This is a genomic window from Cupriavidus sp. 01L45 (assembly GCF_056399885.1).
Genome location: NZ_JBFTSG010000077.1, coordinates 1 through 23,416, shown reverse-complemented (window position 1 = coordinate 23,416; position 23,416 = coordinate 1). Strand labels below are relative to the sequence as shown.

Here is a 23,416-nt window from a genome sequence, read left to right as displayed (position 1 = left end):
CGCCAGGCAGCAGGCGAAAAACTGCCACCGGCACGCAGGCCCCTGCCGCGCCGCGCTTCGGAAATGGTTCCGCCCCGCTCAGCCTGGCCGCGGGCCACCTGCGGCAGCCTGTGTAGCGGGCTTGCCGTCCCTGGCCTGCTTCCACTGTGTGTCGTCCACCACCAGCCGGAAGCCGAGGTGCGACATGCTGTTGTACGGATCGGTGCCGCGCCTGGCGCTGGGGCGATAGCTCAGGCAATAGTCTTCATTGCAGAGGAAGGACCCGCCGCGCGTGACGCGGCGCGGTGCGGCCACGGGGACGCCGGGCTCCGAGGGATCCCACGAATCGGCCGGGCCGACAGGGTTCTCGATCGGCCTGGCGCTCACGGCTTCGCGCCGGAACTGGTCGGCGCGGTACCAGTCCGCCACCCACTGCCAGGCGTTGCCGGTCATGTCGGACAGGCCGTAGCCGTTGGCCGGGAACGTGCCCACCGGGCTGGTGCCGAGCGCGCCGCCGGCCTTGGCGCTGACCACCGGGAACGGCTGCGCTTGTTGTCCCTGCCAGACGTTGGCCATCTGCCGGCCTTCCGGGGCGAACTGGTCGCCCCAGCCATAGGTCGCCTGTTCCAGCCCACCGCGCGCGGCGAACTCCCATTCGGCCTCGGTAGGCAGGCGCTTGCCGGCCCATTTGGCGTAGGCCTGCGCGTCTTCATGGGAAACCTGAACCACCGGATGATCGTCCTTGCCGGTGATATTGCTGTCGGGGCCGCTGGGATGCCGCCAGTCCGCGCCGGGCACATAGCGCCACCAGCGCGAGTAATCCTGCAGCGGCACCGGCCGGCTGGTGCCGACGAACACCATGCCGCCCGCCACCATCGCCGAATCGGGCGGACGCGGCGTGCCGGGCGGCAACTGCACGCGCAGCGTCTCCCAGTCCGGTTTGCGCTCGGCCGTGGTGACATAGCCGGTAGCGCGCACGAAGGCGGCAAATTGCGCGTTGGTGACGTGGTGGATATCCATCCAGAAACCATGTACGCGCACCTTGTGGGCCGGCCGCTCGTTGGCCTGCGCCAGCTTATGGTCGCTGCCCATCAGGAATTCCCCGCCCGGCACCCAGGCCATGTCGCTGGGGCCGCGCGTGCCATCGCCGAATACCGCTTTGGCCCGCAACTGCGCGGTGCCGCGCGCCTGCCACCAGGCTGCGCCGCCGCCCACCGCCGCGCAAGCCAGCACCGCCGCGCCGATCCACAGCGCGCGGCGCCAGCGCGCGGGCGCCGGCCCCGCCACCGTCACCGCGGCCGGGGCCGTCCGGCGGGATTGACTGTCCTTCTCTCGACGACGATTCATGGTTGCGGTCCGCAATAGGCTGGCCACGCCCCAGCCTGGGGCGTGCTTTTAGCATGCCAGAGCAAGCCGGGGGGAGAGATGAAAATTTTTGGCACCGATGTTAGGGAATTGTTGTGGGAGCCAACGTGGCGCTCCAGCCGCGACACCTTGCGCTCCCTACTTGCCGAACGTCATGTTCAAGCCGGCGAACACCGTCCATTGCGGCTGCCCCGGACCGTGGTGTGCCACCGAATACTGGGGCTCGACAAACACATTCATGATGGTCTTGCCCTCCTTCCACGCCTTGCCGAAGCCAAGGCCCACCGGGATGTAATAGGCGTCGTTCTGCAGGTTGAAAGTCCATATGCCGGTGGAACGCGCATACCAGCCACCCGGGAAATTGAAGATACCGAAGGGCTGGAACGTCAGCGTCTGCACGGTCGGGCGCGAGCTCTGCCCGGCAAAGGAGTGCTGCCATTGCACCAGGGCACCCAGCAGCCGGGCCGGAGTGGGATCCACCACCACGGCGGCCAGGCCGGCCTGCCACTTGCCGGTGCCGAGCTCCGGCGAGGTTGCGGTGGGCATGGTCAGCAACGGCCCCACGCCGATCTGCGTGCCCTGGGACCTGAGCAGGAAAATATCGAAGATATTGATGTCGCCAAGTCCCGTGGTGTAACTGCCATCGGCCTGCGGGCGCGTGCTGACCGGCACCGTGGCGCGCAGGATCTGCGGCACGCCCACCAGATTGCCGGGCAGGATGGGCAGCGTGCCGCGCAGCAGGAAATCGTTGGTGTGCACGTTGGTGTCGTACACCCGGGGCGAGTAGTAGTTCTGCAGATTGAGCGAAGGCGCCGGGTTGAGCGGGTTGTTGCTCTTGTTGGCGTCCTCCGCGGCGGATTGCGCATGCAGCCCCGGCGCGGCGCCCAGTGTCAGTGCGAGCATGGCGGCCTGTCCGCAGCGCAGCAGATTCGTCTTCATCGTTGCATTTCCCCGGAAATTCCTGCTTGCTGCCAGCTGAAGAACCCAACTGGCGCATCAATCACTCAGGGCGATGCTGACATAGGCTGCCGAGGTGCGATATACAGAACTTTTCCCATGTGATCTGAAAATTTTCGCATGGCGTCCACGCCGCAGGGCGATGGCTTAAGGTGGCGGGACGTAACCGAGCCCGCCGTCGCCCCCAACGCCTTTCATGCAGAATCCGAACCGCTTTCCTGCCAAACAAGCCTTGCTTGCATGCGGACTGCTCGCGCTCGCGGCGGCAACCGCGCACGCCCAACCCTCGCCGCAGAACAGCCAGAAGCAAGAGAAGGACCCGGGAGCGCTGAGCTTGTTCGACCCTGAAGACGGCATGCTCGACGCAAGCGACCTCCTGCTCAACCACAAGGGCGCGCTGCCGGTGCCGACCCTCATCACCGAGCCGGCCATCGGCTACGGCGCCGGCCTGGGCCTGCTGTTTTTCTCCGAATCGATGAAGGACGCCGCCGAAAAGGCGCAAGCCAGCGGGCAGGGTCCGGCACCACCCAATATCACCGCGGTGGGCGGTGCCTATACCGGCAACGGCACCTGGGGCGTGGGCGCGGCACACTTCCATACCTGGGACGGCGACCGCTACCGCTACCTCGGCGCGCTGGCCAAGGTCGATGCGCAACTCGATTACTTCGGCTTGCTCAACCAGGCGCGCGCCTACCAGCTGGAGGGGCTGTTCCTGGTGCAGCAATTCATGGCGCGCATCGGTGACTCCCACTGGTACGTGGGGCCGCGCTACGTCCTGTTCGACTCCACCGCCACCTTCAAGGGCCCGGTGGCCACCGAACTGGGGGGCATGGACCGCAACCAGCGCATCGGCAAGGGCGGCCTGGTGGTCGACTACGATTCACGCGACAACATCTTCTATCCCAGCCGCGGCAGCTATGCCGAGCTGGAAGCGCAGTTCGCGCGCGGCGGCTTCGGCAGCACGCAGAACTTCAATATGTACAACGCGCGCGGCTTCACCTGGCAGCCGCTGGCGCGCACATGGATCCTCGGGCTGCGCGCCGACGGGCGCTTCTCCACCGGCGATATTCCCTTCTACGCGCAGCCCTTCGTCGATCTGCGCGGCGTATCCAAGGGCCGCTACCAGGACCGCAACGCCGTCGTCACCGAACTGGAGTTGCGCTGGGAAGCGACGCCGCGCTGGTCGTTGCTGGGCTTTACCGGCGCGGGCAAGGCCTATGGCAGATGGCACAGCTTCTCCAACGCGGCCACCGTGTATAGCATCGGCGGGGGCTTTCGCTACCTGATCGCGCGCAAGCTGGGGGTGTCGATCGGCATCGACGTGGCCCATAGCAGAGACCAGAACGCCTTTTATGTCCAGGTGGGCAGCGCCTGGCATTAAGCCGCCGCTGTGCCATCCCGCCACCTTTCCACAGCACTGGAGCCGTCTTATGCAAAAGCCGATACCAACGCCCACGCAGACATCCGGGCCCGGCCGCCATCTCGCCGCGCCGCTGGGCCTGTTGCTGATCGCCGGATGCCTGGCGCTGGGCTTGCCCCAGGCACAGGCCGCCAACCCGCCGAAGGCCGTGGCGCCGCTGACCTGGCCGCGCGATTTCGATGCCGCTTCCCAGCATATCGAGATCTACCAGCCGCAGGTGGAGCAATGGGATGGCGATCGCCTGTCCGGCCGCGCCGCCGTTGCGGTGGGCGCCAAGGACGGCGCGCCTACCTACGGCGTGGCGCATTTTGCGGCGCGCGCCGATATCGACAAGGCCTCCGGCCTGGTGCAGATGCGCGACATCCAGATTACCAGCGTCGAGGTGCCGACCAATCCCGGTGGCGCCGACCAGGTGCGCGCGGCGCTGGTGGGGCGCCTGCCCAAGGCCGGCATGACGGTGCCGCTCGACGAACTGCAGGCCAGCTACGCCGTCTCGCAACTACAGGCCAAGGCGCCCGGCGTGGCGGTGAGGAACGATGCGCCGCGCATCGTGTTCGCATCGGTCCCGACCTTGCTGGTGCCGGTGGACGGCGAGCCGGCCTGGCGCGAGCTGAGCGGCACGCGCTTCCAGCACGCGCTCAACAGCCGCGCCCTGCTGCTGCGCGATAGCGGCAGCAAGCTCTACCTGCAGGCCGCGGGCTACTGGTACACCGCTGACGGGCTAAGCGGGCCGTGGGCGGTGTTGACCAGCCCGCCGCAAGCCCTGGCGACCGCCGCCGGGCGCGCACAGACCGGCGTCAAGGCCGACCTGATGCTGCCCGCCGACGGCAAGCGCTCCGCCAATCCGCCGGCGGTACTGGTGTCCACCGCACCCACGGAGCTGATCGTCATCGACGGCACGCCAAAGCTGTCGCCGGTGGCCGGCGTTGGCCTGCTGACGGTGACCAATACCGATCGCGCGGTATTCGTCGACCCCGCGTCCAACCGGTATTACGTGCTGCTTTCCGGCCGCTGGTTCCGCGCGCCGGGGTTCGATGGCCCTTGGGAGTTCGTGCCCGGACGCGATCTGCCGGCGGATTTTGCCAAGATCCCGCCGCAGGATCCCAAGGCCAACGTGCTGGTATCGGTGCCGGGCACGCCGCAGGCCCGCGAGGCGCAGATCGCCGCCACCATCCCGCAGACCGCATCGGTGTCGCGCGCCAAGGCCACGCTCGCGGTCGCCTTCGACGGCTCGCCGCGTTTCATGCCCATTACCGGCACCTCGCTGAGCTACGCGGTGAACGCCGCCACGCCGGTACTCCAGGTTGACGGCGAGCACTACTACGCGGTGTCCAACGGCGTGTGGTTCACCGCCGCCGCACCCACCGGCCCCTGGCGCGTCGCCACCGACGTGCCGGGCACGATCTACACCATCCCGGCCAGTTCGCCGCTGCACTACGTTACCTATGTGCGCATCTACTCCGTCAACCCGGACACGGTGGTGGTCGGCTATACGCCCGGCTATATGGGCGTGGTGGTGAACCCGGACGGCACCGTGGTCTACGGCACGGGCTATGTCTACCCGGCCTACGTGGGCTCGGTTTATTACGGCTATCCCCCCACCTATGGCTATGGCGCGGGCTTTGCGCTTGGCACCGCGGAGGGCTTCGCCTTCGGTTTCGCCGTGGGCGCGGTATGGGGCGCAGCCGCGCCCTACTGGGGCCCCTACTGGGGCGGCGGCTACTGGAACTACGTCAACGTCAACACGGCGAATTTCTACGGGCGCTGGAGACAAGGCACGGTGACGCATGCCGCCGGCTACAACGCCTGGACCGGCACGCAATGGCGCGGCGCCGCCGGCGCCGGGTACAACCCGGCAACCGGCGCGCGCTACCAGGGCAGCGCCGGCGCCGCCTTCAACCCCTACAGCGGCAATGCCGCGGCCGGACGGCAAGGCGCCTTCTCCAACCCGTCGACCGGGCGCAGCGGCGCCGGGCGTGGCGGCGTCGCCGGCAACGAGTACACCGGCAACTACGCCGCCGGGCGCCAGGTAGCGGGCTATAACGCGCAGACCGGGCGTGCGGGCGCGGCCGAGTTCGGCGTGGCGGGCAACACGCAGACCGGCCAGCATGAAGCGGCCAGCAAGGGCGTGATGGTCAACCGGGACAAGGGCAATGCGGTGGCCTGGAACAACGGCGATGTGTACGCCGGGCACGACGGGAACGTCTACCAGCACACCCAGGATGGCGGCTGGCAGAAGCACACGTCGGGCGGCTGGCAGCCGGTGCAGCCCAACCCGGATGTCGCCGGCCAACTGGACCAGCAGCGGCAGGCGCGCAATGTGGGACAGCAGCGCTTCGGGCAGACAGCGCACCAATGGGGCGGCGGCGGCAACTTCAGCGGCAATTTCGGCGGCGGCGGCCGGCGCATGGGCGGCTTCCACGGCTTTCACCGCTAGCGCGTAAACGCAAGCATCCCGCGGCCATACAGCGCCGCGGGATGCCGCGCGATCTTGCCAGGGTCAGGACTTCGCCGGGCCGGTGACTACGATCGAGACCACCTCGCGATAGACGATCTTGGCGAGCCGGCCCGCCTTGATCTTGCTAAGGTCGATATTCGGGTCCCGTACCTTGACCGTGCGCAGCGTCTCACGCGGGGTGCGGAAGGTCACGGTGCGGTTCTTGGTATCGACCTTGGTAATCTGCGCCGTGACCGTGGTCGTGATCTCACGCGCGAAGCCGGGCTTGGCGCCGTCCCCCGCGCGCGCGGTGCGCTCCACCGATTCCGTGATTGGCGTGTCCTTGGTGTCTACCGGATCCAGCGTGGTGACCACGGCGTCGTCCCGGGTCAGCGTCACCATGTCGCCCTTGTTGATCTGCTTGAAGTTCTTCACTTCATCGCCACCGATCAGTTCGACGACGTTGCCGCGCGGGCCCTGCACCAGCACCGCCTTCGAATCCGGATCGATGGCGACGATGCGGCCGGAAACCACCAGTTCCTCGGCAATGCCGACGACGGGAGTGCCCGCAGCCTGGCTCAGAGGTGTGAAGAGCACGGCCGCGGCAAGGCAGACTGCGTGCAGGGAATGGGAGAGCAAATTACGGTTTGGCATGGAAATCCTGGCAAGTAGTCAGCGAAAGGATGAACAAACACCTGAATCAAGGACAGGCAAAAGCCCTGACTAAGCAGCGTGGCCAAGCGTGCTGCGGTAAGTCTGGCTTGAAGATAGCTTGCCTCGGCCCGGTGCGGAGTGCCGGTTGAAAGATTTCATATCGGACCAGGCGCATTTTCCAATGAAGTGCTGCGCAATGGTGCAGTTCGCCACACTATTCAGATCGCGGCACAAAAACTTTCACTTCAACTGGCCGTGCGCCTCCCATAACGTCGGCACCCCGCTCCCCAAAAATGCGAACCCGTGCCAGCAACATGCCAATGCCGAACCACTGGCTTTTTTTAGCCTCTACCGCTTACGCGTTTCTCCCCTCGGCGCCGACACCTGCTCGATACCTTCGACGGCCTGTTCAGTATCACGCCGTGAGTCCGGGCAGCCGTGGCGATCCGGGCTATTCATGTGCCTTAACTCGCTGCGCAAACAGACTGTATTGCCTTTTGCTGCCAGAGTGGACTAAGTTTGCGGCAGGGATACTGGCTGGCGCCCTCTTCCATGGGCGACGAAATGCGCCGTTTTCGGTACATCAAGTAGCGCGGCAGAGTCTCCGCCTCCGTGCCGGTTCCCCAAGCCGTTTCCAATGTCCACCAAGGACCCTTGCCATGACACCGCGCCTGCTGCTCCGTACCACGCTACTCAGCGCTGCCCTGCTCGCCCCGGCCGCACCAGCGTTCGCCTACCTCGACACCTTTATCCACGGCACGGTCGTCGGCACCATGAGCCAGAAGGAATCGAACGCGTTCGCCCTGAACGTGCGCGACGTGCTGAACAAAGGCGCCGACGGGACGATGGTCTCCTGGACCGCCCCCCCGGAAGGCAAGCGCAAGCCGATCGAAGGCCAGCTGACGCCGCTGCGCAGCAAGACCGACAAGGGCCAGCCCTGCCGGCAACTGAAGGCACAGCTCAAGCGCGGGGATCAGGAAGACAACTGGACCGGCTGGTTCTGCAAGCAAAGCGACGGCCGCTGGCGCTCGCGCCCGGTCGCGGACGACTGAGTCCGGGCCGGCACCAGAAAAAGACAAACAACTAATCAAAGGGAGAGTTGCAATGGCCAGATTGCCGGCATTTGCGATCGGGTTCGCGTTGGCCGGCTTCATTGCCGGCGCCGGGCCAGCCGTGGCGCAGTCCGCTGCCACGCAGGACGAAATCCGCGCCATCGCCAGGGATGCCTATATCTATGCATTCCCGATGATCGAAAACTACAACACGATGTATAAGCAGCTCGCCAATCCGGCCAGCCCGGAATACGTTGGCGGCTTCGGCAAGTACCGCCATTACTCCACGCTCTACACGCCCGACAACCACGACGTGGTCACGCCCAATAACGACACGCCGTATTCCTGGGCATGGCTGGACCTGCGCGCCGAACCCTGGGTGATCACCGTGCCCGAGGTGCCGGCCAAGCGCTACTACGTGCAGCAGTGGGTCGATCTTTTCACCTATAACTTCGCCTACGTGGGCACGCGGGCCACGGGCAACGGCGCTGGCAACTACATGATCGCCGGTCCGGAATGGAAGGGCCCGACGCCGCCTGGCATCAAGGAGGTGTTCCGCTCCGAGACCGAGATCGTGATGACCCTGACGCGCACCGCGCTGGACGGGCCCGACGACCTGCCCAACGTGAAGGCGATCCAGGCGGGCATGCAACTGCGCCCCTTGAGCGCCTTCCTGAACGCCGCGCCGCCCCCTGCCATGCCGGCCGTGGCCTTCCCGCCCTACGACCCGGCAAAGGCGCGCACGCATGACTTCATCGGCTACCTGAACTTCCTGCTGCAGTTCACGCAGCCGCCGGTCTCCAGCGAAATGGCGCTGATGCAGCGCTTTGGCAAGATCGGCATCGGCCCTGGCCGGCCCTTCGACGCCGGCAAGCTGCCACCCGCCAGGCTGGCGGCGATCGACGCGGGCGTGAAGGATGCCCGGGCCGCGCTGGCGGAGAAGGCCAAGATCACGCTGTCGTCCAACGGACTGTTCGGCACGCGGGAATTCATGAAGAACGACTACCTCACCCGCGCCATCGCGGCGGAAATGGGCCTGTACGGCAACTCGCTGGCGGAGGCCTGGTATGGCGGCTATGTGGGCGACGGCCGCAAGGCGTCGAAGATCCGTTTCGGGCCGGGCCAGTTACCCCCCGCCAGGTTTTTCTGGTCGATCACGCTTTACACGCTGCCGGATCGTTTCCTGTATGCCAATCCCCTCCAGCGCTATTCGATCGGCGACCGCACCAAGGGCCTGAAATACGATGCCGACGGCGGACTCACGCTCTACGTGGGCCATGTCTCCCCGGGCAAGGACAAGGAGTCCAACTGGCTGCCCGCACCCGAAGGCATGTATAGCGCCGTGGGCCGGCTGTACGGGCCGAGCGAGGCGGCGATGAATGGCAGCTGGAAATTGCCGCCATTGACGCCCGCTACCGACTGACAGCGTGCGGCGCCGCACGCCCCGCTGTTTCACTGGTTTGCATCCCCGGTATCCTCAAGAACGACTATGCGGCTCGCGCGGTGGGGGCCTCGGCACTGCTGGAGGGAAAATGGAAGTCGCCAGTCGTTGAGAGGGTGAAGCAAGGAACGGGGAACGAACGGGGAACCCGTTACTTCGATCCCCTCGCATCCACGGCCTGCTCGCCCAGCCGCCGCTCCAGCATGTCCCGCGCACCAGCCAGGATCTCCCGCGCCACATCCTGGCTGGCCACCGTGCGTGYCAGCATCAATGCGCCCACGCACTGCGACATCACGCCCCAGGCCGCCTCGCCGCTTCCGAGCCGCCCGGCGATATCCCGCTGCATGGCAACCAGGCCGTCCTCGCAGGCAGTGCGTGTCTGAGCATCGGCCCGCGCAATCTCCGCCGCAAGGCTCGGCAACGGACATCCTGTCTCCGGATGCCGTACGTGCCCCATGGTGAGATAGCGGTCCAGCATCCCCGCCAGCCACGCGCCATCGCCCCCCTCCCCGTCGAGCAGCAGCAGCTCGCGGCTGCGCTGCAGCTCCCGCGCGATCACCTCGCGCAGCAGCGCCTGTTTGGAATCGAAATGGCTGTAGAAGGCGCCGCCGGTCAGGCCGGCCGCGCCCATCAGCTGGTCAACGCCGGTGGCGGCAAACCCCTCGCGCTTGACCAGCGCGCCGCTGGCCTCCAGGACCCGCTGGCGAGTGGCGGCTTTATGACTTGCGGAATAACGCATTGCTCTTCCAGGGCTCGGGACAGGGATAGAAACAGGAATACGGATAAGGACGGGACTTGACGCGACCCGCATTCATACCATAACGTTCGTTTACTAAACGAACGTTTAGCTTACGCCGGATCCGCGCCCGTTGGAAGCGGGTGGCGTCGGCCAGAGCGCAAACAGCCCGTCCGCGTCCCTGCCCGGGCTGACAATCCAAGACCGGAGACAAACATGTCCGACAAGAAAGCCATCCTCGTGGTGGGTGCTGGCGACGCCACCGGCGGCGCCATTGCGCGCCGGTTTGCGCGCGAAGGCTATATCGCGTGCGTGACGCGCCGCAGCGCCGACAAGCTGGCCCCACTGGTCGAGCAGATCCGCGCCGAGGGTGGCGAGGCTTATGGTTTTGCCTGCGACGCCCGCAAGGAAGACGAGACCGTGGCGCTGATCGAGCGCATCGAGCGCGAGATCGCGCCGCTGGAGGTGGCGATATTCAACATCGGCGCCAATGTGCGGTTCTCCGTGCTGGAAACCACGTCGCGCGTCTACTTCAAGGTCTGGGAGATGGCCTGCTTCGGCGGCTTCCTGATGGGGCGCGAGGCAGCCCGCGTGATGCTGCCGCGCGGGCGCGGTTCGATCTTCTTCACCGGCGCCACCGCCAGCCTGCGCGGGCGCGATGGCATGAGCGCCTTCGCGGGTGCCAAGCACGCGCTGCGCGCGCTGGCCCAGAGCATGGCGCGTGAGCTGGGCCCGAAGAATATCCATGTGGCGCACCTGGTCGTGGATGCCGCCATCGATACCGACTTCATCCGCTCGAACTTCCCCGACCGCTACGCCACCAAGCAGGACGACGGCATTGTCAATCCCGAGCACATTGCGGATACCTACTGGATGCTGCACCAGCAACCGCGCGACGCGTGGACGCATGAACTCGACATCCGGCCGTGGATCGAGCCGTGGTAAGGCGCGGCCAGCGCGGCAGTGAAGCGATCAATGACAAGACACGACAACAAGCGGAGACGACGGCATGAGCAGGCAAGTAGCGTTTTATTTCGACTTCGGCAGCCCCTATTCCTATCTGGCTTACAAGGAACTGCCTCGCGTGGCGCAGCGCACCGGCGCCGAGATCATATGGCGGCCGATCCTGCTGGGCGGCGTCTTCAAGGCCACCGGCAACCATAGCCCCGCGGAGATTCCGGCCAAGGGTCTCTGGTCGAAGACCGACACGCAGCGCTGGTCGCGGCGCTACGGCGCAAACCTCAGGCAAAATCCGCACTTCCCGGTCAACACGCTGGCGCTGATGCGCGCCGCGACAGGCTTCCAGATGCGGGACGAGGCGGCGTTCCACCGCTATGTGGCGGCGATCTTCACCGCCATGTGGGAAGAGCAGCGCAACCTGAACGACCCGGCCGAGATTGGCGCCGTGCTCACGGCGGCCGGGTTCGATACGCGCGAGGTGCTGGCCATGATCGACGACCCCGTGGTCAAGGATGCCCTGAAACAGGCCACCGAAGCGGCCGTGGCACGCGGGTTGTTCGGCGTGCCCAGTTTCATCGTCGGCGACGAATTGTTCTGGGGCAACGATCGCTTGCTGTTCGTCGAGGAAGCACTGGCCGCGTAGCCGCATCGCCGGCGCGCAGGCTGGCCACTGTTATCAAGGGGCGACCGGCACTTGCGGCGCCGGCTCGCTTGCAGCGATGTCGGCACCCCGTCCCCAGGGCATGGAGTGAAGGTGTTCGGCTATCGATATGCGCCGTTTGCGCATGTGGGAGGCACGGGTAGAATCGCGCATCCCAGGGATGCTGCCGCGATGCCGGCACGCCCGCTTTCCAGCCAGCCATGACACAAACCCCGGCCACGCCCGCCTACGAGATCCTCTTTGCTTTTACCGGCCACGCCGGCACGGTGCTGGAAATCAAGCGCCTCGGCCTGCCCGCCGATGCCCCGCGCTCGCGCAAGTACCAGTGGCTGTGGCTGGACACCGGCAACAACCCGGCGCAAGTGGTGCCGCTGCGGTTTGTCTCGATGAACCAGGGGATGCGCCAGGAACGCGTGTTTGCCGAAGGCACGCTGCGCTTCGACGAACGCGAGGCGGAACTGGCCTGGCATACGGCAGGCACCCTGCACCTGCAAGCGTGCCTGCCGTATGCGGTGCCGGCCGCCGTTGCGAAACTGGTGGCGCGTTTCGTCGCACAGCAGTGAGCATCAGCGGGCCGTCCCCGCAACGGCCTTCACTCGCCCAGGAACTCCGCGAGCACTTCCAGCCCCTCCACATGATCCGCCACAACCTTGGCGATCACGGCGATGGGAATGGCCAACAGCACACCCCAGGTGCCCCATAGCCAGGTGAACAGCAGCAGCACGATGAACACGGCGACGGCATTCATCTTGGCCATGCGTCCGGTCATCCAGGTGGTGACCAGCGCGCCGATCAGGGTGGCGACCAGCAGCGAGCCGCCCGCCGCCATCGCCGCCGTGCCGAAGTCGCCGGACTGCATGAAGGCGGCAAGCCCGATGCACACGGCGATCAGGACCGCGCCGAAATAAGGCACCAGATGCAAGGCGGCGGCGGCCAGCGCCCAGGTGCCGGCGTTGTCCACGTGCAGCCATTTCAGCAGGAACCAGGTCAGCGCGCCAACCATGGCATTGGTCACCACCAGCATCACCATGTAGCGCTGGATCTGCCGGTTGATCTCGTCGAGCATGTGCACGCTGATCTTCTTTTGCGACAGCGTGGTCCCGGCCATCTTGACGAACTTGCGCTTGAACATGTCGCCGGACACCAGCATGAAGAAACTCAGGAACAACACCACCGATGCCTGGCCGACGAGCGCGAAGACGCCAACCGAGCCAGCCAGCAGGATATTGTTGAGCGAGTCCCCGGCGCGTTCCACGATGACCCGCGAGCCACGCACGGGCGGCCCTTGCCCGGTGCCGCCCAGCACCGTGGCCGCCCGCCGGATCTTCTGCAGCATCGAGTCGTCGCCGCTGAGCAAGGCGCCCACCGAGCGGGACAGCTTGGTAGCCACTTCCGGCAAGCGGTCCACCAGCCCCGATACCTGGTCCTGCAGCAAGTAGGCGCAACAGACCACGCCGGCCAGCAGCGCAAGCAGAACTAGCGAGGCACCAAGCACGCGCGGTATGCGGCGGCCGCACAGCACGGTCACCAGCGGATCCAGCATGTAGGCAATGACCACCGCCAGCACCACGGGAATCACAAACTCGCGGGCCAGGTGCAACGTATAGAGCGAGGCCAGCACCGCGAGGACGGTCAGCGCCCGTGCGCTGCGTCCCGCAGGTACAGAGTCGGGAGCGGCCTCCGGCGCCACGCTTGCCAGGGCGGCGGCCGCCGCCTGCCCGGTTGCGGATTCAGGCGCGGGTGCGTGGCTGTCCGCCCCGGCGCCAGGGCCGGCATCCGCGTCAGGAGGAATGGACGATTGGCTCGCCGCAGCGGGCCCGGCGTTCAGATCGGCCATGGGTTACAGATTGCTCGCATGAAAGACAGCATGAAAGGTGGCTTGGGGGCGCCATACCAGCGCGGCTGACGGTGGCGGTGGACTCTTCCCGGACACAAGGCGGGGTATCGGGCCCAGGGCATGGGGGACGAATGCAATGCGCAAAGCACACGCAGGCGCAGGCGCCCGCCTCGCATCAATCAAGCATAGCCTTGCCGGGGCGGGATTCTGTCGGCGAAAGCCGCTAGCCGGTGTAGGACAAGCACGCCTTGCCGCGCCGCACGCGATGCGCCACATTGAGAGGAGCGACGCAAGCGGCGCGAAAACGGCCGGGCAACCGCCAGGCTCGGTCGCCGGCGCTTCGTATCGCCGCCCTGCCGATGACGGACCCTATGCCATGCCGATACTCGACGCACGCGCCCGCCTGGTGCTGAAACATCCCGGCCGCTTCGTGCTGCGCACGCTCAGGCATTTCCGCGCCAACCAGGGGCTGTTGCTGGCCGGGGCCGTGGCGTACTACGCGCTGCTGTCGATCGTGCCAATGCTGATCCTGATGGTGATCGCGCTGTCGCATGTGATCGAACCGGAGTCGTTGCTTGCGACATTGTCCCGTTATCTGGAATGGCTGCTGCCAGGACAATCGCGCGCGCTGGTCGCCGAGCTGGGCAATTTCCTGGCGAACCGCGGGGTAATCGGCTGGGTGCTGCTGGTGAGCATGATCTTTTTCAGCTCGCTGGCGTTCACGGTGCTGGAGAACGCCATGTCGGTGATCTTCGTGCACCGGGTGGCGATCCGCCGCCGCCACTTCCTGGTGTCGGCGGTGCTGCCGTATTGCTACATCGTCGTGCTGAGCGCGGGCTTGCTGCTGGTGACCGTGGTGTCGGGCAGCCTGCAGGCCATCGGCGAGCACCATGTGGAATTGCTGGGCCACGACTGGTCGCTGGACCGGCTCTCTCGCGCCCTGCTCTACCTGTTCGGGCTGGCGGGCGAAATCCTGCTGCTGATGTCCATCTACCTGGTGATGCCGGTGGGGCGCCTGTCGCTGCGGCATGCCCTGATCGGTGCGGTCACCGCCGCGCTGCTATGGGAAGTCTCGCGTCGCGTGCTGGTGTGGTACTTCGCCACGCTGTCGCAGGTCAGCGTGGTGTACGGCTCGCTGACCACCGCCATCGTGGTCCTGCTCAGCCTGGAGATTGCCGCCACCCTGCTGCTGCTCGGGGCACAGGTGATCGCGGAGTTCGAGCGCAGCGGCGCGGAGGCGACGCCGCAAGCCGAAGCTGAGCGCTTTCATACCTGAACCCCGGCGCGCCCTGGCGCAAAGCCGCGCCAGGGCATTGAGGGCATTAGTGCAACGGCTGCAGCAACGCCGGCAGCGAAGCGGCCAGCAAGGCCACCCCGGAGGCCGTCAGCAGGCTCAGCACGATCCTGCGGAAAGCGATTTCACTGATACCGATGTACAGGCGCGCGCCCAGGATGCTGGGCACCAGCATGGCCGGCCCCACCACCAGGAACATGGGCAGCATGTCGCGCGTGACGATGCCGGTGCCGACATAGGTGGCCATGGTCACGGCCAGCGTGGCCAGGTTGAAGTTCTGGATGATCGCGCGCTGCTCGTCCTTGGCAAGTCCGCGCAAGGTGCACCACAGGGTCGGGATGACGCCGGTGAATCCGCCGATGCCACCCATGATGCCGCCGGCCGCGCCGATCACGCCGTCGGCCACGCGGCCGCCGAAGCGGATTCTCGGCAGTTGCCCGGACATCAGCATCAGCGGGCACCAGATCGCCAGCAAGCCGCCCAGGCAGGTCTTGAATACCGCCGGATTGAGCGCCGGCAGGATGGCCACGCCGATGGGAATACCCAGGACGCCGCCGGCCACGAAGGGCAGCAGTTGCCGCGGCGAGAAGCTGCGCCGCACGGTCACGGCCGCCACCACCTGCCCGGTCAGGGAGCCGAACACGGCCATGGTCGCCGCCAGGCGCGGCTCCACCGTCCAGACCCAGAAGGACATGGCCACCATGCCGAAGGCAAAGCCGGACAAGCCCTGCACGAAGCCGGCCACAATGGCGCCCAGCGCCAGGATCAGGACAGGAAAATCCATCGGGAACTCGAATGCCCACAAGCCGTGCCAAGGCTGCGGGAAAGCCGGAAACGAAAGCCGCAAACTATGCCGTGGAATGGCTGGTTTGTCATCTCCCGGTGGCTTTCACGCCGCGTGCACGTATATCGAGCACCTTGGCGCGGGCGGCACCGAAACGCGCGCCCTCGGCCGCCAGCCAGTCCTCCACCATGGCGATATGCGGCGTCTGCCCATGCGCCGAAACAAAGAAGTAGGACGCCTGCGAGCGCGCATGGATGCCGAACAGGTCGACCAGGCGGCCAGCCTCGATATCTTCGAGCACCAGCGCCGAACGGCCCATCGCGATGCCCTGGCCGGCCAGCGCCGCGCCCACGGCGAGCTGGGACAGGTTGAAGCGCTGCCCGGCCTCCAGCCCGGCTGCCTCCATCTCCACGCCCGCCACCCGCAGCCAGTGGCGCCATTCCTCGAAGGCTTGCGCGCCGTCCCAGGGGCTCGCATCGTGCAGCAGCCAGGCGCCCTTCAGGTCCTGCGGGCCGCGCAGGTCCGGATGCGCCGCCAGGAAGCCGGGGCTGGCCACCGGCAGCAGCCATTCGTCCAGGAACAGCCGGGCCTTGAGGTCGTCATAGCCGCCCAGGTCGAAGCGCACCGCGGCGTCGATCCCGTCGCGCACCATCCGGGTGCGGTCGAGCGCGTGGAACTCGCCGTAGACACGCAAGCCCACCTCGGGATGATCGCGAAAGAAATCGCCCAGGCGCGGGGTCAGCCAGCGCATGGCGAACGATGGCGCGCAACTCAGCGCGATCGGGCCGGCCTCGCGCGGCTTGCGCAACTGGGTGAGCGTGCCTTCGATGGCCTGGAAGGATTCCCGCAGCACAAAACGCAGCCGCTCGCCCTCCGGTGTCAGCACCAGTGCGCGCGGTGTGCGCAGGAACAGCGGCCGGTCCAGCCATTGCTCAAGCTGCTTGACCTGCTGGCTGACCGCGCCCTGCGTCACGCACAGCTCCGTGGCCGCGTGGGTGAAGTTGCAGTGCCGCGCCGACGCCTCGAAACAGCGCAGCCAGCTCAGCAGCGAAGACGATAGCAAGGTGTTCATAAGTGGCTGCCGCTGCGCATCTCTTTCCGTAAATATCCATTAGTAAAACTAATACTTCGCCAAGTATAAATGGATTGCGGCACAGCCTGACCGGGCCAACAATGAAGTCATCCCGAACGCATGGCAGCCAATCCTTACCGATGAACCAGCCTATCCCCACAAACCCGACGCATGCGCTCCACGCCAGCCTGAGCGCGGGCGAGCCCTTGATGTGGTGCAATCCGGCCCGCCTCGACACGCCGCCCCCGGCCCAGGCCGCTGGCGAGCGGAGCATTAGTCTGGCTGATGTCGAGGCGGCACAAGCGCGCTTTGCGCGCTTCACCCCGCTGCTGCCGGCGCTGTTTCCGGAACTGGTGGAGACGGCAGGCGCCATCGAATCGCCCCTGCTGGCCGTGCCGGCGATGCAGGAAAGCCTGGGGCTGCCGCCGGGCCACGGGCGCCTTTGGGTGAAAGCCGACCACAGCTTGCCGGTGGCTGGCTCCATCAAGGCCCGTGGCGGCATTCACGAAGTCCTGGAGTTTGCCGAAAGCCTGGCCCTGCGGCACGGCCTGATCGGCCCCGGCCGCAGCGCGCCGGAGGATTACCTGGCGCTCGCGGGGCCTGCCGCGCGGGCCTTGTTCGCACGCTACCAGGTGGCGGTCGGCTCCACCGGCAACCTCGGCCTGAGCATTGGCGTGATGGCCTCGGCCCTGGGGTTTCGCGCGGCCGTGCATATGTCGTCGGACGCCAAGGCGTGGAAGAAGGCGCGACTGCGCAACCGAGGCGTGGAAGTGGTGGAGCACGCGGGCGACTATGAGGAAGCCGTCGCCGCCGGGCGCCGCCAGGCGCAGCAGGATCCGTTCACCTACTTTGTGGACGACGAGCGCTCGCTGTCGCTGCTGCTCGGCTATAGCGCGGCGGCGCTGCACCTGCGCGGGCAGTTGCAGGCGCACGAGATCCGCGCCGATGCCGACCATCCGCTGTTCGTCTATCTGCCCTGCGGCGTAGGCGGCGCGCCGGCCGGCATCACCTTCGGCATGCGGCAATGGCTTGGCCCGCATGTGCACTGCTTCTTTGCCGAGCCCACGCAGTCGCCCTGCTTCCTGGTGCAGATGATGGCGGACGGGGGCAATCCATCCGTCTATGACTTCGGCCTGAGCAACCGCACCGAGGCCGATGGCCTGGCCGTGCCGCGCGCCTCCGAACTGGCGGCGGCGGTGATGCGCCCGCTGCTGTCGGGCGTCTTCACCGTGGCGGACGACACCTTGTTCGCGCACCTTGAGCTTGCCTGGCGCACGCAAGGGCTGCGCATCGAACCCTCGGCCGCGGCCGGCTTCAGCGGCCCGCGCATGCTGTGCGAAAGCGCCGCCGGGCGCGCCTATCTGGCCCGGCACCAGCTGGAGACCGCGATGCCGCAAGCCACGCACCTGGTGTGGACCACGGGCGGCCTGTTCGTCCCGCCGGCGGAATACCAGGGGTTCCTGGACAAGGCGGCCGCGCTCGCAGCCTGACCAATGATCGTCGATCAACGATTAACCATTGCACGCCAGCCGGCCCCCTCAGCCGCCGGCCTCTGCCACGCAGGAGAGTCAGCATGAAAACCGTTCAAACCTTCAAGCTTGCGGGCCTGGCCGCCTGTTGCCTGGCGGTGCCTGCCGGCGGCGCGCTGGCCCAGGCCTACCCCACGCACCCGATCCAGATGGTGATCCCCTTCCCGCCCGGCGGCGCCACCGACGTGATCGGCCGCCTGCTGGCCAAGAAGCTCGGCGACCGCCTGGGCCAGACGGTGGTGATCGACAACCGGCCCGGCGCGGGCACCATCGTCGGCGCCGGCCTGGTGGCCAAGGCCGCGCCGGATGGCTACACGCTGCTGGTCAGCTCGGGCACCACCTTCACGGTCAATCCGGCCATCCATCCCAAGCTGCCTTATGATCCGCTCAAAAGCTTCGAACCGATCGGGCTGACCGGGCGCACCGGCCTGATCCTGCTGGCCAACCGCGATGTGCCGGTCAACAACCTCAAGCAGCTCGCGGCAGCGGTCAAGGCCGCGCCCGGCAAATACTCCTACGGCTCCTTCGGCACCGGCACCACCGCGCAGTTCGCCGGCGAAATGCTGCTCAACGATCTCGGCATCAAGATGCTGCATGTGCCATACCGCGGCAGCTCGCCCGCCATGACCGACCTGATCGGCGGCCAGATCCCGTTCTCGGTGGACACGGTCTCGGCCGCCGTGCCCCAGATCCGCGCCGGCAAGGTCAAGGCCATCGCCGTGACCACCGCCAAGCGCTCGTCCTTGCTGCCCGACGTGCCCACGGTGGCGGAAAGCGGCTATCCGGCTACCGATATGGATACCTGGCTGGCCGTGGTAGCGCCGCGCGGCTTGCCGCCCGAGGTCAAGGCCAGACTGGAAAAGGCGCTGGCCGAGACCATGGCCGATCCGGACACGCGCAAGAAGCTGCTCGACAATGGCTTCGAGCCGTCCTACGGCACCGCGGCCGACGTGACCGCGCTGATCACCAGGGAGCTGCCGCGCATGCGCGCCATCGCGCAGCGTGCCAACATTCAGGCTGACTGAACGCAGGCGCCGGGAAGCGGGCTCGGTTTGACAGTGCCCGCCCCTGCCCACATCATCGCAAGCACAGCCGCCCCGGAGGCGGCGTCACGCCATCCAGAACGACCCGAGACAAGCCAGCCAATGACGCTCCCCGATTCCGACGCAACGATCTTGCACCTTGCACCGCCCGCCGCCGGGCAGCCCGCGGCCACCATCGACACGCCCGCCCTGGTGCTTGACCTCGACGCCTTCGAGCGCAACCTGGCGCAAATGCAGCAGGCCGCCGACAAGGCGGGCGTGCAACTGCGCCCGCATGCCAAGGCGCACAAATGCCCCGATATCGCGCTGGCGCAGATCGCGCGCGGCGCGGCCGGCATCTGCTGCCAGAAGGTCAGCGAGGCGCTGCCGTTCGTGCAGGCCGGCGTCAGGGACATCCACATCAGCAATGAGATCGCGGGGCAGGCCAAGGCCGCGCTGCTGGCGCGCATGGCGCTGGACGCCCGCATCAGCGTTTGTGTCGACGATGCACGGCAGGTCGCGACGCTGGCTACCGCCGCCGCGCAAGCCGGCAGCCACATCGGCGTGTTCGTGGAGATCGACGTGGGCCAGGGCCGCTGCGGCGTGGCCGACGCGCCAGCCGCGCTGCGCCTGGTCGAAGCGATCCGTGCGCACGCGCAGCTCGAATTCCGCGGCTTGCAGGCGTATCACGGCGGCATCCAGCATGTGCGCGATTACGCGGCGCGCCGGCAGGCGGCGGCGGATGCAGCGGCGCGTACCGCCGCCATCGTTGCCGGGCTGGCCGAGGCCGGCGTGGCTTGCGCGACCGTGACCGGCGGCGGCAGCGGAAGCGTGGAGTTCGACCTGGCCAGTGGCGTCTATACGGAGATCCAGCCCGGCTCTTATATCTTCATGGACGCCGATTATGGCCGCAACGATTACAGCGGCACGCTGCGCTTCGAGCACAGCCTGTTTATTGCCACCGCGGTGATGAGCGTGGCGGCGGCAACGCGCCCCGCGCCCCGTGTGGTGCTCGACGCCGGCCTTAAGTCGATGGCGGTGGACTCCGGCTTGCCTCTGGTGTGGGATGGCGATGGCCCCAGCCGGACCGTGGCTTATGTGGCGGCCAACGACGAGCATGGCATCCTTGAACCGCTTTCCGGCGGCAACGGCGCCGATCTGCCCGGCCTCGGCACCCAGGTACTGCTGGTACCCGGGCACTGCGACCCCACCCTCAACCTGTACGACGAAATCGTCGGCGTGCGCAAAGGCCTCGTGTCACTTGTCTGGCCGGTGGCGGCGCGCGGCCTGAGCCGGTAGCGTGGCCAACGCATCGGAACGCCCTGCCTGCAACAACCCACGCAAGAGAATGCCATCATGATCCAGAACGACAACCTGCTCGCCCAATCCGCCGTGGCGCTGCGCCGCATGATCGGCAGCAAGGAGATCTCACCGGTTGAGCTGCTGGAGGCGTGCATCGCCCGCATCGAGGCGGTCAATCCCTTCGTCAACGCCATCACCGCAACCTGCTATGAGCGCGCGCGCGCGGAAGCCCTGGCTGCCGAGCGCGCGGTGCTCGACGGCGCCCCGCTGGGCCTGCTGCACGGCCTGCCGCTGGGCGTGAAGGACCTGGAGGCCACCGCCGGCCTGCTCACCACCTATGGCTCGCCGCTGTACCGCGACAACGTGCCCGGCGCCGACAACGTGCTGGTGGCACGCCTGCGCGCGGCCGGCGCCATCGTCACCGGCAAGACCAATATTCCGGAGATGGGCGCGGGCGCCAACTCGCGCAACGCCGTTTGGGGCGCCACCGGCAATCCGTTCAACCCAAACCTCAACGCGGGCGGCTCCTCGGGCGGCTCGGCCGCGGCGCTGGCATGCGACATGCTGCCGGTCTGCACGGGCTCGGATACCGGCGGGTCGCTGCGCATTCCCGCCGCCAAATGCGGCGTGGTGGGCTTCCGCCCGTCGCCGGGCGTGGTGCCCAGCTCGCGCAAGCTGCTGGGCTGGACGCCGATCTCCGTGGTGGGCCCGATGGGCCGCACCGTGGCCGATGCCTGCCTGCAACTGGCGGCCTCCGCCGGCGTCTCGGCCAGCGACCCGCTCACCTACGCGCTCGACCCGATGTCCTTCCTGGTGCCGGCCAATATCGACCTGGGCTCGTTGCGGGTGGGCTGGACCGAGGACTTCGGCGTCTGCGCGGTGGACAACCAGATCCGCCAGGTGTTCCGCGACAAGATCGCAGCGATGCGGCACCTGTTCCGCAGTTGCGACGAAGTCCGTTTTGACCTGGGCGAGGCACACCGCTGCTTCGACGTGCTGCGCGCCGAAAGCTTCGTGGCCGGCATGCACGAGGCCTACCAGCGCGACCCGCAAAGCCTGGGCCCGAACACGCGCGCCAACTATGAAATGGGCGCAGCCATGTCGCTGGGCGACAGCGCCTGGGCGCAGGCGGAACAGACCCGCATCCTGGGCCGCTTCCAGGCCGCGTTTGAAGACTACGACGTGATCCTGTCGCCGACCACGCCGGTCTCGCCGTTCCCGTGGACCAGCCTCTATGCCGAGACCATCAACGGTGAGAAGCAGGAGAACTATTACCGCTGGCTGGCGCCGACCTATGTGGTCACGCTGACCACCCACCCCGCCATCAGCCTGCCGTGCGGCGTCGACCATGCCGGCATGCCTTTCGGCCTGCAGGTGGTGGGACGCTTCCGTGCCGATCACCACACGCTGGGCGTGGCGCATGCGATGGAGCAGGCCTTTGCCGGCTCGGAAGCGCTGCGCCGCCCACTGCCGCGGCTGGACCAGTTGCGCGAAGCGGTGCCCGGCCTGAAATCCATCGTGACCGCGCCACCGGTGCTGGACGGCCCGGCCGGGCAGGCGTCTTCGGTGTCGGCCGTGTAGTACCCGGCGGCCGGTAGCTGTCGGACTTGGCCGTCGGGATTAATTGTCGTGCAGCAGGCCAAGGAGTTGGGCCCTGCGCACGATCTGCTTGCGCGTGCCCGCATCCAGCTTGGCGGAGAGGTTCTTCAAGTGCCATTTGACGGTCTCCTGGCCGATACCCATGGCAAGCGCGATTTCCTTGTTGGCGAGATGCCGGGCCAGCAACTCCAGCACACTGCGCTCCTTCGGCGTCAGTACCATGCTGGGGGCCGCGCGTGGCCCGCCTCCACCTGTCCCGGCGGGCGGGCGCGCCGTTGGCGCGGGTTCCAGGCGCCGCATGGCTGCGCTTTCGGAGCCTGCATCGCGCGCCCAGTCCGCCAGCGCGGGGTGGACGTCGCGCAGGCCGCGCTTGATCCCGTACGCCTGCAACAGGTTCATGGCTTCGCGTAACAACGCAAGTCCCTTCTCGCCGCAGCGGTCCAGTGCCAGGGCACGCAGCGCCATCATTTCGATGCGCACGCCCCCTTGCTTCATCGCATCCGCTCCCGCCTCGGCCCGCGCCAGCCACTGTTGCGCCGCGCGCCAGTCCTGCTCCGCAAAGCTGGCGTAGGCATGCGCCATGTCCTGGAGCAACACCAGCCTGTGCTGCCTGAGCGGAAACTCAGGGGCGGCGCTCTGCGCGGCGATCTCGTCGATACGGCGCAACAGGGCCTGGCATGTCTCGGAGCGGAAACGCCCGCAATGCAGCCGCAACTGCTCGGTCAGGCTCGCCACGCACAGCCGCGGCAGATTGCGGGCAGTACCGACGGCGTCCATGGTCTCCAGCAGGTCGAGGGCGCGGTGCTCCAGGCCCGTGGCGGCCGCGATGCGGGCCGCCGTACGGTAGGCAAGCAGCACGGTGTCGGGCGTGCCACCGCGCTCCAGGATGTCGAGCCGGTTGGCCAGCAGCGCCGCCGCTTCGTCCAGCTCGTCCTGCTCATAGGCGGCAGTGGCCAGCAGCGCGGCGATCATGCAGGAGAACGGGTGGCGCCGGCCCAGTTCTTCGTCGGCGCGGGCCAGCGCCGGCCGCAGCGTGCGATCCGCCAGCATCACCTGCCCCTCGGACAAATACCCTAGCCCGACGATGTAGTCGCGCCACCGGATCACATAGCGATATGCCAGGCTGTCATCGCCACGCGGCGCCTGCTGCTGGTAGCGGCGCGCCTTGGCATATTCCCCCGCCATCAACGCGCGGGCAGCCAGGCGATTGGCATGCGCCTGCACCAGCCACGCATCGCTCACGGGCGGTACCTCCCCCCAGCGATCGAACAGGGCGGCCATGCAATCCGGCTCGTCCGCGTAATAGGCGGCGGCG

General features: G+C 67.3%; 20 protein-coding genes. 12 read left to right on the top strand and 8 right to left on the bottom strand.

Going from position 1 to position 23,416, the window contains the following annotated elements; translation table 11 throughout:
* Positions 1 to 78 precede the first annotated feature (78 nt).
* Both AC1DT6_RS36355 and AC1DT6_RS36350 read right to left on the bottom strand, forming a co-directional pair.
* A complete protein-coding gene (locus tag AC1DT6_RS36355; protein ID WP_477111978.1) occupies positions 79 to 1,326 on the bottom strand; it encodes a formylglycine-generating enzyme family protein in 1,248 nt (415 codons plus the stop codon).
* 156 nt (positions 1,327 to 1,482) lie between these two features.
* Positions 1,483 to 2,283: a hypothetical protein gene (locus AC1DT6_RS36350; protein ID WP_441635446.1), complete on the bottom strand. Its 801-nt coding sequence runs from the start codon at positions 2,281 to 2,283 to the stop codon at positions 1,483 to 1,485.
* 214 nt (positions 2,284 to 2,497) lie between these two features.
* Between AC1DT6_RS36350 and AC1DT6_RS36345 the strand changes: the two genes are divergently transcribed.
* Both AC1DT6_RS36345 and AC1DT6_RS36340 read left to right on the top strand, forming a co-directional pair.
* The gene (locus AC1DT6_RS36345) at positions 2,498 to 3,682 is read left to right on the top strand and encodes a BamA/TamA family outer membrane protein (RefSeq protein ID WP_441635448.1); all 1,185 of its coding nucleotides are present in this window, start codon (positions 2,498 to 2,500) and stop codon (positions 3,680 to 3,682) included.
* Positions 3,683 to 3,731: 49 nt separating this feature from the next.
* Positions 3,732 to 6,158, top strand: a complete 2,427-nt coding sequence (locus tag AC1DT6_RS36340) for a carbohydrate-binding family V/XII (protein ID WP_477111977.1) — start codon at positions 3,732 to 3,734, stop codon at positions 6,156 to 6,158.
* Between the two features lie 63 nt (positions 6,159 to 6,221).
* On the opposite strand, the gene AC1DT6_RS36335 is transcribed toward AC1DT6_RS36340, so the two are convergent.
* Positions 6,222 to 6,812: a hypothetical protein gene (locus tag AC1DT6_RS36335; RefSeq protein WP_477102136.1), complete on the bottom strand. Its 591-nt coding sequence runs from the start codon at positions 6,810 to 6,812 to the stop codon at positions 6,222 to 6,224.
* A gap of 659 nt (positions 6,813 to 7,471) precedes the next feature.
* Between AC1DT6_RS36335 and AC1DT6_RS36330 the strand changes: the two genes are divergently transcribed.
* Together AC1DT6_RS36330 and AC1DT6_RS36325 are read left to right on the top strand one after the other, a co-directional pair.
* Positions 7,472 to 7,864 (top strand): RT0821/Lpp0805 family surface protein, encoded by a 393-nt coding sequence (locus AC1DT6_RS36330; protein ID WP_441635454.1) that lies wholly within the window; start codon positions 7,472 to 7,474, stop codon positions 7,862 to 7,864.
* 52 nt (positions 7,865 to 7,916) lie between these two features.
* Positions 7,917 to 9,287, top strand: a complete 1,371-nt coding sequence (locus AC1DT6_RS36325) for a DUF1254 domain-containing protein (protein WP_441635456.1) — start codon at positions 7,917 to 7,919, stop codon at positions 9,285 to 9,287.
* 169 nt (positions 9,288 to 9,456) lie between these two features.
* On the opposite strand, the gene AC1DT6_RS36320 is transcribed toward AC1DT6_RS36325, so the two are convergent.
* The gene (locus AC1DT6_RS36320) at positions 9,457 to 10,044 is read right to left on the bottom strand and encodes a TetR/AcrR family transcriptional regulator (RefSeq protein ID WP_477115401.1); all 588 of its coding nucleotides are present in this window, start codon (positions 10,042 to 10,044) and stop codon (positions 9,457 to 9,459) included.
* A 213-nt stretch (positions 10,045 to 10,257) separates the two neighbouring features.
* Between AC1DT6_RS36320 and AC1DT6_RS36315 the strand changes: the two genes are divergently transcribed.
* The 3 genes from AC1DT6_RS36315 to AC1DT6_RS36305 all read left to right on the top strand — a co-directional run bounded on the left by AC1DT6_RS36315 (position 10,258) and on the right by AC1DT6_RS36305 (position 12,225).
* A complete protein-coding gene (locus AC1DT6_RS36315; RefSeq protein WP_045237400.1) occupies positions 10,258 to 10,986 on the top strand; it encodes an SDR family oxidoreductase in 729 nt (242 codons plus the stop codon).
* Positions 10,987 to 11,050: 64 nt separating this feature from the next.
* Positions 11,051 to 11,644, top strand: coding sequence for a 2-hydroxychromene-2-carboxylate isomerase (locus AC1DT6_RS36310; RefSeq protein WP_441635460.1), 594 nt, complete (start codon positions 11,051 to 11,053; stop codon positions 11,642 to 11,644).
* A gap of 218 nt (positions 11,645 to 11,862) precedes the next feature.
* Positions 11,863 to 12,225, top strand: coding sequence for a hypothetical protein (locus AC1DT6_RS36305; protein WP_441635462.1), 363 nt, complete (start codon positions 11,863 to 11,865; stop codon positions 12,223 to 12,225).
* A 29-nt stretch (positions 12,226 to 12,254) separates the two neighbouring features.
* Here AC1DT6_RS36305 and AC1DT6_RS36300 read toward each other — a convergent pair whose 3' ends face one another.
* Positions 12,255 to 13,499, bottom strand: a complete 1,245-nt coding sequence (locus AC1DT6_RS36300; RefSeq protein ID WP_441635464.1) for an AI-2E family transporter — start codon at positions 13,497 to 13,499, stop codon at positions 12,255 to 12,257.
* 376 nt (positions 13,500 to 13,875) lie between these two features.
* Between AC1DT6_RS36300 and AC1DT6_RS36295 the strand changes: the two genes are divergently transcribed.
* Positions 13,876 to 14,775 carry a YihY/virulence factor BrkB family protein gene (locus AC1DT6_RS36295; RefSeq protein WP_441635466.1) on the top strand — a complete coding sequence of 300 codons (900 nt, stop codon included), beginning with the start codon at positions 13,876 to 13,878 and terminating at the stop codon, positions 14,773 to 14,775.
* A gap of 46 nt (positions 14,776 to 14,821) precedes the next feature.
* Here AC1DT6_RS36295 and AC1DT6_RS36290 read toward each other — a convergent pair whose 3' ends face one another.
* Together AC1DT6_RS36290 and AC1DT6_RS36285 are read right to left on the bottom strand one after the other, a co-directional pair.
* Positions 14,822 to 15,577, bottom strand: coding sequence for a sulfite exporter TauE/SafE family protein (locus AC1DT6_RS36290; RefSeq protein ID WP_441635468.1), 756 nt, complete (start codon positions 15,575 to 15,577; stop codon positions 14,822 to 14,824).
* Positions 15,578 to 15,665: 88 nt separating this feature from the next.
* Entirely contained in the window at positions 15,666 to 16,649 is a 984-nt protein-coding gene (locus AC1DT6_RS36285; protein WP_441635470.1) for a LysR family transcriptional regulator, read from the bottom strand.
* A 140-nt stretch (positions 16,650 to 16,789) separates the two neighbouring features.
* Between AC1DT6_RS36285 and AC1DT6_RS36280 the strand changes: the two genes are divergently transcribed.
* The 4 genes from AC1DT6_RS36280 (at position 16,790) to AC1DT6_RS36265 (ending at position 22,083) form a co-directional block, all read left to right on the top strand.
* Positions 16,790 to 18,139 (top strand): D-serine ammonia-lyase, encoded by a 1,350-nt coding sequence (locus AC1DT6_RS36280; RefSeq protein ID WP_441635472.1) that lies wholly within the window; start codon positions 16,790 to 16,792, stop codon positions 18,137 to 18,139.
* An 83-nt stretch (positions 18,140 to 18,222) separates the two neighbouring features.
* Positions 18,223 to 19,203 carry a Bug family tripartite tricarboxylate transporter substrate binding protein gene (locus tag AC1DT6_RS36275; RefSeq protein ID WP_441635474.1) on the top strand — a complete coding sequence of 327 codons (981 nt, stop codon included), beginning with the start codon at positions 18,223 to 18,225 and terminating at the stop codon, positions 19,201 to 19,203.
* 120 nt (positions 19,204 to 19,323) lie between these two features.
* Positions 19,324 to 20,499 carry a DSD1 family PLP-dependent enzyme gene (locus AC1DT6_RS36270; protein ID WP_441635476.1) on the top strand — a complete coding sequence of 392 codons (1,176 nt, stop codon included), beginning with the start codon at positions 19,324 to 19,326 and terminating at the stop codon, positions 20,497 to 20,499.
* A gap of 57 nt (positions 20,500 to 20,556) precedes the next feature.
* On the top strand, positions 20,557 to 22,083 hold the full coding sequence (locus AC1DT6_RS36265; protein ID WP_441635478.1) for an amidase: 1,527 nt from the start codon (positions 20,557 to 20,559) through the stop codon (positions 22,081 to 22,083).
* A 39-nt stretch (positions 22,084 to 22,122) separates the two neighbouring features.
* Here AC1DT6_RS36265 and AC1DT6_RS36260 read toward each other — a convergent pair.
* Positions 22,123 to 23,416, bottom strand: a 1,294-nt coding sequence (locus tag AC1DT6_RS36260; protein WP_441635480.1) for a LuxR C-terminal-related transcriptional regulator, incomplete at its 5' end; no start/stop codon positions are given.